Source organism: Bacillus sp. LK2, assembly GCF_001043575.1.
In the GTDB taxonomy this organism is placed as follows: domain Bacteria; phylum Bacillota; class Bacilli; order Bacillales; family Bacillaceae_G; genus Bacillus_A; species Bacillus_A paramycoides.
Genome location: NZ_LDUK01000006.1, coordinates 105,048 through 117,817 on the forward strand (window position 1 = coordinate 105,048; position 12,770 = coordinate 117,817).

12 protein-coding genes are annotated in these 12,770 nt (G+C 35.5%); 2 read left to right on the forward strand and 10 right to left on the reverse strand.

What is annotated here, in order from left to right; genetic code table 11:
• Positions 1 to 10 precede the first annotated feature (10 nt).
• Both VK90_RS06645 and VK90_RS06650 read right to left on the reverse strand, forming a co-directional pair.
• On the reverse strand, positions 11 to 463 hold the full coding sequence (locus tag VK90_RS06645; protein ID WP_048371425.1) for a peptidoglycan recognition protein family protein: 453 nt from the start codon (positions 461 to 463) through the stop codon (positions 11 to 13).
• 15 nt (positions 464 to 478) lie between these two features.
• Positions 479 to 1,282, reverse strand: coding sequence for a protein phosphatase 2C domain-containing protein (locus VK90_RS06650; RefSeq protein ID WP_048371427.1), 804 nt, complete (start codon positions 1,280 to 1,282; stop codon positions 479 to 481).
• A 143-nt stretch (positions 1,283 to 1,425) separates the two neighbouring features.
• Here VK90_RS06650 and VK90_RS06655 point away from each other — a divergent pair, with 143 nt between their 5' ends.
• Positions 1,426 to 2,235 carry a YitT family protein gene (locus VK90_RS06655; protein ID WP_025148053.1) on the forward strand — a complete coding sequence of 270 codons (810 nt, stop codon included), beginning with the start codon at positions 1,426 to 1,428 and terminating at the stop codon, positions 2,233 to 2,235.
• Between the two features lie 20 nt (positions 2,236 to 2,255).
• Here VK90_RS06655 and VK90_RS06660 read toward each other — a convergent pair whose 3' ends face one another.
• Positions 2,256 to 2,627, reverse strand: a complete 372-nt coding sequence (locus VK90_RS06660; protein WP_048371429.1) for a VOC family protein — start codon at positions 2,625 to 2,627, stop codon at positions 2,256 to 2,258.
• Between the two features lie 235 nt (positions 2,628 to 2,862).
• On the opposite strand from VK90_RS06660, the gene VK90_RS06665 reads away from it, so the two are divergent.
• Positions 2,863 to 4,395 carry a BA3702 family sensor histidine kinase gene (locus VK90_RS06665; RefSeq protein ID WP_048371431.1) on the forward strand — a complete coding sequence of 511 codons (1,533 nt, stop codon included), beginning with the start codon at positions 2,863 to 2,865 and terminating at the stop codon, positions 4,393 to 4,395.
• 141 nt (positions 4,396 to 4,536) lie between these two features.
• Here the strand turns inward: VK90_RS06665 and VK90_RS06670 are convergent, their stop codons facing one another.
• The 7 genes from VK90_RS06670 to hutI all read right to left on the reverse strand — a co-directional run bounded on the left by VK90_RS06670 (position 4,537) and on the right by hutI (position 12,768).
• A complete protein-coding gene (locus VK90_RS06670) occupies positions 4,537 to 5,328 on the reverse strand; it encodes a phosphotransferase (RefSeq protein WP_048371433.1) in 792 nt (263 codons plus the stop codon).
• A gap of 206 nt (positions 5,329 to 5,534) precedes the next feature.
• The gene (locus VK90_RS06675) at positions 5,535 to 6,152 is read right to left on the reverse strand and encodes an alpha/beta hydrolase (protein ID WP_053081357.1); all 618 of its coding nucleotides are present in this window, start codon (positions 6,150 to 6,152) and stop codon (positions 5,535 to 5,537) included.
• A 32-nt stretch (positions 6,153 to 6,184) separates the two neighbouring features.
• The gene (locus VK90_RS06680; RefSeq protein ID WP_048371435.1) at positions 6,185 to 7,123 is read right to left on the reverse strand and encodes a ring-cleaving dioxygenase; all 939 of its coding nucleotides are present in this window, start codon (positions 7,121 to 7,123) and stop codon (positions 6,185 to 6,187) included.
• Positions 7,124 to 7,637: 514 nt separating this feature from the next.
• Entirely contained in the window at positions 7,638 to 9,212 is a 1,575-nt protein-coding gene (locus VK90_RS06685; protein ID WP_002172920.1) for an FMN-binding glutamate synthase family protein, read from the reverse strand.
• Positions 9,213 to 9,283: 71 nt separating this feature from the next.
• On the reverse strand, positions 9,284 to 10,411 hold the full coding sequence (locus VK90_RS06690) for an alkene reductase (protein WP_048371437.1): 1,128 nt from the start codon (positions 10,409 to 10,411) through the stop codon (positions 9,284 to 9,286).
• A gap of 135 nt (positions 10,412 to 10,546) precedes the next feature.
• Complete coding sequence (hutG, locus tag VK90_RS06695; protein WP_048371439.1) at positions 10,547 to 11,518, reverse strand: formimidoylglutamase; 972 nt, start codon at positions 11,516 to 11,518, stop codon at positions 10,547 to 10,549.
• Positions 11,497 to 12,768, reverse strand: coding sequence for an imidazolonepropionase (gene hutI, locus VK90_RS06700; RefSeq protein ID WP_002172924.1), 1,272 nt, complete (start codon positions 12,766 to 12,768; stop codon positions 11,497 to 11,499). The genes hutG and hutI overlap by 22 nt, the downstream gene beginning before the upstream one ends.
• Positions 12,769 to 12,770: the final 2 nt, after the last annotated feature.

The following is a 12,770-nucleotide window of genomic DNA, read 5'->3' on the forward strand; positions in this document are numbered from 1 at the left end:
TCCTCTATATTTAAGATAATACTTTTCTTAACTCTACCATAGAAAAACGATTTCCTGGACAAGTTTTTGTAACTCCTTCTAATTCACGATGGCCAAGTATATTTTCTTTACTTATAGAAAATTGATTCATTAATGTCTTGCATAAAGAATATAGTGAATTCATTTGCGCAGTAGTAGGATCGTATGTATCAAAATTTCCCGTCATACATATTCCAATTGTATCTCTATTATTATCTTTCGCATGTGCCCCTATATGTAAACCTCGTCCTTCGACTACAGTTCCATCTTCTTCAATAAAATAATTGTAACCAATCCCGCTCCACCCTCTTACTTTTTGATGAAATTCGTGAGTTTTATACACATCCCATCCATCTTCTGACGTATGGTGGATAATAAGTTTATTTACTTTTTCTAAAGGAACTAACTCATCTTGAAATGTTAAATTTGCACATTTAATTTCCATGTGAACGTCCTCCTCTTAAAAGTCGATCATAATAACTGTTTTATCATCTGGTCTTATTCTGTTTTCCCCTTCTAACTCTTCAATGATTGCTACATATTCTTTTATACTATTCTTTCTTATATATGCTACAGTTTGTTCTAGTGGCCAATCTGGGTGAAACAATCCGTCCGAACAAATAAAGATCCCACTTACTTCAGCTACCTGTAATTCCCCATGTTGTAAATAGGTCATTGCTTCCTTCATACCATTTGCAACTGAGTAACCATTTGGCATATTCGCAAGATAACGATTGTATTTTAACTGCTCTCGAACATCTTGAAATACGTGTTCTTCAGGTACAGATAACCCTTTTTTACGGTCTTCTTCTCTTTTCTTTTTTGCGCGTTTACTAATTCCTTTAACTGTATCTTTCGTTAATACTTGCATCGTTCCATCTTGATGTATCGCAACAATCATACAATCACCTAACTGCACATATTCAAGTTTCTCGCCATCTACTCGAACTGCTGCAATACATGTACACCATAAATGATCTTTTTTTCCGGTATAAACCTTATATTCTAGCATTTTGTTCTGTAATAATTCATTCGCTTTTGCAACTGCAACTTGTAAACTGATATTCTCCCGTAACGAAGTAAAATGACTTGCAAATAAATGCGAAGCGATGTGTGCTCCATTATGTCCTTCTTCATCAACAAATGGGACAAGTGGCGTTGCGCCATCACATACACCGTAAACTATATTATCTTCATTACAAAAAAATGAATCCTCACATTCTTGTTTTAAAGGACTTTTCTTTTGATACGTTGTTACCTTCATTTTTGTATCCCCTTCCAAATCATTGAATACTCAAATTCTTTAGATTAATCTAATTTCCCAAAATAAACTGTTTTCCCCTAAAACTTTTAATTTCATATATAATCTTGAAATAATATGATTATTTACTGAAGGACGGGAAAAAGATGGTCAGATTTCTTGGTGTTATTTTTGGTTCTATTATTATTGCAATTGCCTTTAATCTTTTCCTTATCCCCCATAAAATTTTAAGTAGTGGAATTGGCGGAATTGCTATTATTTTAGGAATTGTAACCCCTGTAAACACAGGTATTATTAACTTCGTATTGAACTTACCAATCCTCATTTTAGGATACATAGGTCTTGGAAAAAAAGTAATTTTTAACACAGTTGTCTCTGTAATTGTATTATCTGTTGCACTATATTATATTCCTGTAAAAGTCGTAGCAACAGATCCACTTTTATCATCTGTATTTGGAGGTGTTATCGCCGGAGCTGGTATTGGCCTTGTCTTCAACTGCCATGGTTCAACTGGTGGTTTTGATATTATCGGTATGTTGTTATCTCGTAAAAGAGATATTAAACTTGGCGGTTTCCTTATTCTGTTAAACACAGTTGTTGTTGTCATTGCAGGATTTTTCTTCACCTGGGATGTTGCACTAACAAGCTTACTTTCAATTTATGTAACTGGTAAAGTAATTGATGCTGTTCATACGAAACATCGTAAAGTTACACTTATGATTGTAACAAATCAAGCAGAAGAAATGAAAAAGAAACTCCTTTCTACTGTTGTACGTGGAATTACACTTCTTGACGGCGAAGGTGCTTATTCAAATGAGAAAAAACGTGTACTTATGACTGTTGTTTCACGAGAAGAGTTAGCAAGTATGAAACTAACTATTTCTGAAATTGATCCTCATGCATTCGTTAATATTACGGAGACGGTTGAAGTATTAGGATTGTTTAGAAAAGCGTAAAAAACTAGGTGGAACTTCACCTAGTTTTTATTTTGCATAAATTCAATTCTATTTCCAAATGGATCTGATACATAAAATCTAATTACATCTGGGCGTGCATTATCATCTATTACCTCAATACCTTGTTGTATTAATTCTTGTTTAAATTCGTCAATTTTAAAAACATAAAAAGCTGGATGCGCCTTTTTAGCTGATATAAAGTTTTGCTCGACTCCGATATGAATTTCTTGATTTCCACACTTAAACCAACATCCGCCACGCTTCTTTAACTCTTCTGGCTTCGGAATTTCCTCCATACCAATTTTATTACCATAAAATTCTCTTGCTTCTTCCTCACATCCTACAGGTGCCGCTACTTGTACATGATCAATTCCTTGAATATAACTTTTCATTTTTTCTCCCCCTCTTCTATTCTAATGTTATAACGAAAACACATTCATGTAACTTACAGAAAATTAATAAAGCAATATAAGATTCTCTTATTACTACCTTTTATACCTTCTACTAATAAAAAAAAAGAAATTTTATTATGTAATTTCCATTTTTTATAGAAATACATGTCACACCTATATTATAGTTATTAATAGATCCATCTTTTTTAGATGCTAATTGTACGGAGGAAATATTATGAGTCGTAAAAAATATTCATCTACTCAAAAAAAGCGTCATCCGAATGTATCTGGACGCTTGCGAAACCATATACAAAGTCGTTCTTTAGCAGAAATGTACGCCTCTCTTTTTGAACATAATCCTGATAGTATTATTTCATTGAGTTTAGAAGGAGTTATTTTACATATTAATCCCTCTGCTGAAAGAATATTAGGTTACACTTCTCACGAATTAGAGCGTAAAACAATCACTTCTATTTTAGAAGCACATATTTCTGATCAAGTGCTACAATACATAAAAAATACTGTAGCTAATGATCAAAAAGAGTATATTATCTCTATTTATCATAAAGACGGATATTTACTAGATGTCGTAACAAAATTAGTTCCTATTTTTGTTGAAAACCGTTTAACAGGTGTATACGCCATTATGAAACCCCTTGAAAAATCAGATAGAATTGAGAAAGTATTAAAAGATAGTGAGAAACGATTGCGCACATTAATGAATTCAATGCCTGCGTTTGTTATATTTAAAGATCATGAAGGACGCTGGCTTGAAGCGAATGACTATGCACTTTCTTGCTTCGATTTCCATAATGTACCCTATCACGGAAAGAAAGATGGGGAACTCATTCAATATAACGAAGCGTACCGAGAAGCTTTTTTACATTGTGAAGAAGTTGATGAACTAACATGGCAAAAAGGACAAATTCTTCACGGTGAAGAATTTATTATACATAGAGATGATTTCGACCTAATTTTAAGTATTTCAAAAGTCCCACTCTTCCACCCTGATGGCTCCCGCAAAGGTCTTATAGTGATGGGAAGGGATGTTACCGAACTAAAGGAAACTGAAAAATTATTACGAAAATCCGAAAAGCTTGCAGTAGTAGGACAACTGACAGCTGGGATTGCACATGAAATTAGAAACCCGCTAACTTCATTGAAAGGATTTTTAACATTATTACATCCAGAGATAAATGAGGAAAATAAATGGTATGTAGACGTTATGCTAAGTGAAATTTCACAAATGGAATCCATAACAAGCCAATTTATGGCGATGTCTAAACCACAAGTGCTTGCTATTCATACTTGCAACATACAAACATTAATTGAAGAAGTAGTAACTTTTATTTTACCAACTGCTATTATGCATAGCGTTCATATCATTATGGACCATTTTAATCATACTTCTGACATTCAATGTGACAGTAATCAATTAAAACAAGTTTTTATTAACATATTAAAAAATGCCATCGAGGCGATGCCAAATGGCGGTAACATCTTCATCCAAACAACATCGTTAGAAAATGATTTTATTTCAATACGCATTATTGATGAAGGATGTGGAATACCTGAAGAGCGCATGTCACGTCTTGGAGAACCTTTTTATAGCTTAAAAGAAAAAGGAACTGGTCTCGGCTTAATGATATGCTATAAAATCATCCAAGAGCATCACGGAAAATTATTCATTTCAAGTGAATTAAACAAAGGAACAACTGTTGATATCCAATTACCCATCGCTGCATCTCAGCCTGTAACAAACTCTTAACTATGCTATATCAATATAATAAAAGATACCTACTAGTTGTTATAAGTATTTCAGTTATTATGGAAAACATCTAAAATAACACGCTAAAAAGCTCAAAGTCCCTATATGACTCTGAGCTTTTTTTGTATAAAACGCATTTCATTACATCCATTCTCTTCCATGTTCACGAATGAATTTAATATCGGTTTCATAATGTTCAAGGTGTCCTTCATCTATCATTTTTTGAAAGTTCCTATCGCCTTCTTTAGCTTTTCTTTTCATGTATTTACATAACCCTTCTAATCGGAGTAATACCATCTCCAAATAATCTTCTTCCATATCATCACCGTATGATTCAAAAAACAATTTAACTCTTTGCTTTATACGACCAGCATGCTGTAATGAATTATAATAAACTGCCTCACCTGTTTCTGTATAATAAACTCTACTTAAAGGGACACAAGTGTAAAGAGTATACGCTATGTCCCAAAGTCTTGGACCCGGAGCAGCAACATCAAAATCGATAATACCTACTGGTTTTTCGTTATTAAAAATAATGTTGTATATTGCAAAATCATTGTGGCATACAACCTCTATTTTATTTGGAGTATTATCCATCGGTTTCCAATCATCTAATAACGGAAAGTCACTCACAGCATCATGATAAAGACGGAGCATCTTCGCTATCTCTTTTAAAACATCATTAGACCTCATGTATTCTTTTAAAGGATAATTACCAGCTTCTCCTTCAAAAAATGATAATATCTCTCTATCTTTTTCATCAATCCCTAAAAACTTTGGTGCATAACTAAACCCTTTGTTTTCCAAATGGTTTAATAGTTTATGAATTTTGGTACTGCCCTGCTTTAATTCTCGTCGAACAGTATCTTCCGAACGATATACGTTTGAGACATTCCCTCCCGTTAGCATTTCTTCATTTTCGTAGTTTGACATCTAATAATTCCCCTCCATATTAAAAAATCGACACTCTTAAAACAAATTGCCGATTTTTCTACACTCCTGCTCATTAACACAACAGGAACCCCTTTACTTTTCTTCATATTTTAACATAACTTTCCTGTTCTTTTTAACACCCTGAATAGCAACAAAAAAATCGAGTATAAAATCTTTATGATTTCACACTCGATTTAGCCTATTATTTATGCATGCGGAAACACTCTTTCATACCACTCTGTTGCTTTTTCTACTTCATTAATCGTTAATTGATGCCCTCTATTCTCCCAGTGCATTGTTACACTAGCATTCGCATTTTCTAGTAACGCCTTTAATTCCTCTGACTCTGCTGATGAACAAATCGGATCATTTGTTCCAGCAGCAATAAACACTTTTTTCTCTACTAAATTAGGCAGTTCTATCCCTCTTCTCGGTACCATTGGGTGGTGAAGAATGGCACCTTTTAATGCATTTTCGTAATGGAATAATAAACTCGCTGCAATATTTGCTCCATTTGAGTATCCAACAGCTACAATATTATCTCTATCAAATCCATATGTTTTTGCTGCTTCATTCAAAAATTCATTCAATTCCTTCGTACGGAAAACGAGATCCTCTTCATCAAAAATACCCTCTGCTAATCTACGGAAGAAACGAGGCATTCCATTTTCTAACACATTCCCACGAACACTTAATACAGAAGATTCTGAATCAATTCTTTCGGCAAGCGGTAATAAATCTAATTCATTTCCACCCGTACCATGTAGCAATAATAGTGTTGGTTTTGACGCATCTTTTCCTTTTTGAAAAACATGTTTCATCATTATCCTTTATCCCCTTTCAATCACTTATATAATTAGTCTAATTCTCTTACTTCAATTGGTAATAGTACTTGTTCAATCTGTTTTCTATGTGGTTCATATCGCTCAGGAAGCATTAATTCTTCACCCATCGTTGCTTGCGTTTCATCATGTGCAAATCCCGGAGGATCCGTTGCAATTTCAAATAAAATTTCCCCGTGCTCTCTAAAGTAAATGGCATTAAAATAATTTCGATCTTGAACAGGAGTAACACCATATCCGAAGCGTGAAACATGTTCTTTCCAGTCTAATTGATCAGCATCATTAATAGCTCTCCATGCAATATGGTGAACCGTACCAACACCCATTTGCCCGCGTCCAATAGAATTTAACTTTAAATCAATTACATTTCCAATTTCAGCTGAAGAACGGAATCGAACAAACTCTCCCTCTTCTCCAACTTTTTCAAGCCCCATTACATGTTCTAACAGTTCGGCAGTTTTTTGAGGCTGTGCAGATAAAAGGACAGCACCACCAAATCCTTTAATCGCAACTTCTGGCGTAACTCCTCCAAAACTCCAATTATTCGCTTCGCCGTCTTCTCTTTCAACAATCTCTAGATGCAAACCATGCGGGTCATCAAATTCTAAATACTGTTCTCCAAAGCGGGTCATTTTTGTATATGAAATATCGAAGTGCTCTAATCTCTTTTCCCAAAATCCTATAGTACCTTTAGGTACAACGTATGAAGTTATTCCTACTTGCCCATCTCCTATGACACCTTGTTGAGCACCTGCCCAAGGAAAAAATGTAATAATTGTTCCTGGCTTTCCTCCTTCATCCCCAAAGTAAAGGTGATACGTACCTGGATCATCAAAATTCACTGTTTGTTTTACTAAACGCAAACCTAATACACCTGCATAGAAATCTACATTTTCTTGTGGATGACCTACGATTGCTGTAATATGATGAATCCCCATTGTTTTCTTTTCCATTTCGCCCACTCCTTTTTTTATTTCATTTTTAAAGAACTGCTATACGCTAAAATTCATTATTCATTTTGTCCATTTGATTAAGTTCAATCCGTAATGTCATTTTATCTCGAATTTGAGATATCCCTTAAAAACTCACACATTCCACCCTATTTAAAATTATCTCGAATTCGAGATAATTAACAAAAAAAAACTACAGTTCCTACAATATGCTTAGTTTACTATTATATAAAATATCGGTTTTACTATTTAGAATACCTTCGAAATTATCTTGAATTCGAGATTTATTATAATCTAATTATTTTTCATTGTCAATGAGGATCCCGTTTAATTTTTTCATCAAAAATATTTTTCTGACAACTGCTGTATATTAACTATATATTATAAAAGGTACAAACGACAAGCGGAAATATTCGAGCAATATTTTTCTAACTTCCCTATATTCCTATAATCAAAAAAGCCATACAAATGTATGACTTTTGACCAACATTTTTTATTTAGCTACATCCTTACACATTTACTTCTCGCTTACGTCGGGAAACAATTCCGAAAGAGAAATCACCCTCCCAGTCTCATCTTTAAACACAATATGCTCTCTCGTTAAATGGCGCGGACTCTTTACTCCCGCTGCCGCCGCTAATGAAAACAAACTATATCTCATACTAATTATATAGTTCATTACTCGCCATTTCTTCTCATACGGATCTAACGCTTTTTGATAGTGAGGATTCGTTGTCGCAACACCTGATGGACATTGTCCTGAATTACATTGAAGTGCCATAATACAGCCGCTTGCCATCATAAATCCACGGGCTGAATTTACAGCATCTGCTCCAATTGCTAAAGCGATTGCCACTTTATCTGGTGTGACTAATTTCCCGGAGGCAAACACCTTTAATTTATCCCGAACCCCATAATGATTCGCTGTATCAATAAATGTAATTAATGCTGGAATAAGTGGAAGCCCCATACTATCTGCCATCGATTTATACGTTGCACCTGATCCACCTTCTGAACCATCGATTGTAATAAAATCTGGATAGATGTTTAATTCTTTCATTGTTTTCAATAAGTCTTCCAACGGCTCCTGTTGACCAATTACAATTTTCATACCGACTGGTTTACCGCCGTTTTCTTGCAAATTTTGAATAAAATATAAAGCCTCTACCGCATTATTAATAAATGAAAATCGATTTGGCGAATTAATCGTCTCTCCTTCTCGTACTTTCCGAACGGAAGCAATTTTCTCATTTACCTTCTGTCCTTCTAAATGACCACCACGTATTTTTGCTCCTTGCCCAAATTTCAACTCAAATGCTTTAATATTGCTTTCTCTCGCTTTTTCAATAAATTCCTTCATTGAAAAATTACCTTCCTCATCACGATATCCGAATAACCCTGGACCAATTTGTGCAATAATATTTGCACCTGTATGTAAATGTTCCGGTATTACGCCTCCTTCTCCAGTATTAATCCATGAACCACCTGCCATTTTCGCTCCAAATCCAGTTGATAAAATATAATTTTCTCCAATTGCACCGTAAGAAGTCGCTGATGCACCGAACATGCCATGTAGTTTCCATGGATATTTACGATTTTCACCGACTATAATTGCATCGTCTTCTTCGTATAACCAAAGGTTTGTTGTATCCGCTGTCAATTTCTCTCTTCTTGAAAATAATCCCTCTTTTTGAATCACATACTTTTTTCCCTCACGCTCTTGCGTTAGATTCACACTTAATTCATCTGTTAATGTTGGAAATAATGTATTAGCAATATAATAGCCAGAAGCATCAAAATCTCGTTTTGATCCAAAACCAAGTATTTCAGAACGATATTTTGCTAAAAACATAACACTTTGAAAATCGTAACGCGAAAAAGGTTTTCCATCAGTATCATGGTCAAACCAATATTGCCGGAATTCCGGTCCTATCTTTTCAAGTAAATAGCGCATCCTTCCTAAATATGGATGCAATTTTAAGATAGAATGATGCGTCCGTTTTTTAATAAAAAATGTAATGATAAAAAAGATAATTAGAAGTAGCATCAAAAAGAGCAATATACTAATAATAACGAGTAGCGCTTCATTCATTCTGCTTCCCCCTATATATGAAGTTCCATAATAAAAAGAGAACACTCGATGTGTTCTCTTTTTATCCTTATTCACACTAACGTAGCAAGATGCTCTTTCGCATCATATTCGACTAAACTTTCAGCATTTTTAATTCGATGAACAAAATCTGGGTTCGCAATTAACGGTCTTCCAAATGCCGCTACATCAATTGTTCCCTCTTGCAATGCTTCTTCTGCCTCTTTCGGATTCAAATTCCCTACTCCTACGATAGTACCATCCCAATATTTTCTTACTAATTGATGAAAATTCTTTCCGTCAGCAATAACTGCTGTATAATTCATCGTTGACGGATGGATCATTGTTAATCCAACTTCTTTGAACATATTTACAAAAGTCTCAATCGCAAGTTCTGGATTTTCCCACATATAAGTAGGGTTATCACCTTTAAAGGCAGAGAAGCGAAGAAGTGTTTTATCAGCTCCAACTGCTTCTATAACAGCCTCTGTTACTTCTTTCATAAATGTTAGCCTTTGCTTTAAGTCTCCACCGTATTTATCTGTTCGCTTATTCGCGAATTCATAAGTGAATTGATCAATTAAATATCCGTGTGCACCGTGAATTTCAACGCCATCGAATCCAGCTTCGATCGCATTTTTCGCAGCTTGTGCATATTGACCGATAACTTCTTTTATTTCTTCTATTGTCATTGCTTCTGGCGTATCAAACGGTTTTCGGAAACGCGGAACATTTCCCTCTGCAGCGATTGCTGACGGTGCTTGCGGCAATTGGCCACCAATTATTTCATGATGACTCATGCGTCCGACATGCCATATTTGCGCAATAATCGTTCCGCCTTCTTTATGTACTGCCTCTGTAACAGGCTTCCAAGAATTCACTTGCTCTTTCGTATAAATACCTGGTACTCCTGGATTCCCTTTTGCTCTTGGGCTAATGACGATTCCCTCTGTAATAATTAATCCAATCCCATCAGCAGCACGTTTTCGGTAATACTCTACTACGTCAGCACCAACTACTCCCGTCTCATTATTTGCAAAACATCTCGTCATCGGTGCCATCGCTATGCGATTACGAAGAGACCAAGATCCAATTTGAATCGGATCAAATAACTTCGTTTCTTCAATGTTTTCAAAAGCTCCCCAATTATTTATATTTGTTCCTGCATAAATATTTGCTGCTTTATTGTTTGAACTTGCCATTTTTCTTCCCCCTTATAAAAAACTTACTATAATCGCATCATACTTACTTTTAAATAGTAACGTCAATTTATACGCTCTTATCTAGAAATATTCGTATATAGAAAAAAACCCCTCTAACAATAGAGAGGTTCCTCCTTATATACGAATCTCTTTCTCAATCGTTTCTCGCGCTAAAAGAAAACTCATAATAACTTGCGCTGCTACTCGGCTCGTCATATCTCTAAAATCAAGAGTTGGATCAATCTCTACAATATCCATCCCTTGAACGAGCGGCTCTTTTCCAAGGAATTCAATCGCATCAAGTAAAGTCGTACTATCCATTCCTCCAGGGCCGATTGCTGGACAACCTGGCGCAAACGCTTGGTCTAATACGTCCATATCAAGAGAAATATAAATAGAAGTCACGCCTTGTTTTCTTAATACTTCAATACTTTCTGTAATAATATCTTTTATTTCTCGCTCTCTTACATCTTTCATTGTATACACAGTCACGCCATGCTCTTTTGCATATTCATGGTACGCCCGTGCATTTGAAAAATTACGAATCCCAATTTGAACGAGTTGTTTTCCTGTAATGACATCATTTTCTAGTAAACTACGGAACGGTGTACCATTTGATGGGCCACCATCATCTAAATTACGTAAATCATGATGGGCATCAAATTGAATAATACCGATCTTTCCTTTACTATTTGCAAAACCACTTATACTCGGAAAACTAATAGAATGGTCACCACCAAGAACAATTGGTATCATTTTCGGATTCACTTTCGTTAAGTGACCAACTGTTTTCGCGATTCGATTATGACTTTCTTTTATATCTGTAACATGCATCGTAATATCACCGCAATCATACAGGACACTTTCTTTCATGTCGTGTTCTTCTGTAATTGCATATGTGCTATATGCATCTAACATTGAACGAATCGTTTTCGGTGCAAAACATGCCCCTGAATGACTAATGGATGGTTTAGAAAGAGGTGCTCCAATTAAGGCAGCACCGAATATTTCTACACCTTCCTCCCAATCTTTAATCATTTCGCTCCATTTCGTCACTTCACGATCGATAAACTTTGCATTCTTCTTTAAATAGTGGCCGTGCTCCACGATTGTTCACCTCTTGTATATGCGATATTACCATTCTTCCATACTGTATTTACATGACTAACACCGTAATGGTACGGTACGTAAGCATAATTATAAGCATCCCATAAAACTAAATCTGCCTTACGACCAACTCTAATTTTCCCCGCTACATCACCACGATTAATTGCGTGAGCAGAGTTAACTGTTACCGCATTCCAAACTTCTTCTGGTGTCATTTTCAGTTTCAGCATCGCAATGCTCATAATAAGCTGAATGTTTTCAGTTGGACAGCTACCTGGATTAAAGTCTGTAGCTAAAGCAACCGCAACACCTTCATCAATCATTTTGCGTCCACGTGCGAAACTTTCTTTATTTAAATAAAAAGTTGTTCCTGGTAATAATGTTGCTACTGTATTAGAATTTGCAAGCATTTCAATTCCTTTATCAGAAGCGCCAACTAAATGGTCCGCTGATGCTGCACCAATTTCAGCCGCTGCTTCAGCACCACCAAGAGGGTCGATTTCATCTGCATGAATTTTCACATCAAAGCCAAGTTCTTTCGCTTTTAATAAAAATTCTTTTGATTCTTCTACAGAGAACACGCCTGTTTCACAGAAAATATCAACGAACTCAGCTAATTGCTTCTCTTTCATTTCTGGTAATAAATCTAGCATCCATTGTAAAAATTCTTTTGATTTTCCTTTGTACTCTTTCGGAACTGCATGAGCACCTAAAAATGTTGAAACTAAATCGATTGGATGCTCTTTTTGTAATTGTGCAGTTGCCTCTAATTGTTTCCATTCCGTCTCATCATCTAATCCGTAACCACTTTTCGCTTCTACAGTTGTCACACCGAAAGATAGCATACGGTCTAAATGGAATTTTGCTTTTTGAACAAGTTCTTCTTTCGATGCCTGTTTCGTTGCATTTACAGTCGCAAGAATACCTCCGCCTTGTTCTAAAATTTCTAAGTACGGAACTCCTTGTAATTTCAGCGCAATTTCATTTTCACGAGATCCACCAAATACAAGATGCGTATGCGGATCAACAAGACCAGGAGAAACCATTTTCCCGCCGCAATCAATAACCTCTTTCGCTTGTAATCCTTTTGCTTCTTCCGCTGTTCCAACGAAAGTAATTACGCCGTTTTCAATTCCAACAGCACCGTTTTCAATAACAGGAAGCGTGTTCATCGCTTCCCGTCTTAACAAGCCATCTTCTTGATCCATTGTTAGTAATTGACCGATATTTATTAGTAAAGTGTCCAGCATGT

Excerpts from the sequence above, each read along its gene's own strand:
- VK90_RS06645 (WP_048371425.1), bottom strand. The coding sequence starts at position 463 with ATGGAAATTAAATGTGCAAATTTAACATTTCAAGATGAGTTAGTTCCT.
- VK90_RS06650 (WP_048371427.1), bottom strand. The coding sequence starts at position 1,282 with ATGAAGGTAACAACGTATCAAAAGAAAAGTCCTTTAAAACAAGAATGT.
- VK90_RS06655 (WP_025148053.1), top strand. The coding sequence starts at position 1,426 with ATGGTCAGATTTCTTGGTGTTATTTTTGGTTCTATTATTATTGCAATT.
- VK90_RS06660 (WP_048371429.1), bottom strand. The coding sequence starts at position 2,627 with ATGAAAAGTTATATTCAAGGAATTGATCATGTACAAGTAGCGGCACCT.
- VK90_RS06665 (WP_048371431.1), top strand. The coding sequence starts at position 2,863 with ATGAGTCGTAAAAAATATTCATCTACTCAAAAAAAGCGTCATCCGAAT.
- VK90_RS06670 (WP_048371433.1), bottom strand. The coding sequence starts at position 5,328 with ATGTCAAACTACGAAAATGAAGAAATGCTAACGGGAGGGAATGTCTCA.
- VK90_RS06675 (WP_053081357.1), bottom strand. The coding sequence starts at position 6,152 with ATGATGAAACATGTTTTTCAAAAAGGAAAAGATGCGTCAAAACCAACA.
- VK90_RS06680 (WP_048371435.1), bottom strand. The coding sequence starts at position 7,123 with ATGGAAAAGAAAACAATGGGGATTCATCATATTACAGCAATCGTAGGT.
- VK90_RS06685 (WP_002172920.1), bottom strand. The coding sequence starts at position 9,212 with ATGAATGAAGCGCTACTCGTTATTATTAGTATATTGCTCTTTTTGATG.
- VK90_RS06690 (WP_048371437.1), bottom strand. The coding sequence starts at position 10,411 with ATGGCAAGTTCAAACAATAAAGCAGCAAATATTTATGCAGGAACAAAT.
- hutI (WP_002172924.1), bottom strand. The coding sequence starts at position 12,768 with ATGCTGGACACTTTACTAATAAATATCGGTCAATTACTAACAATGGAT.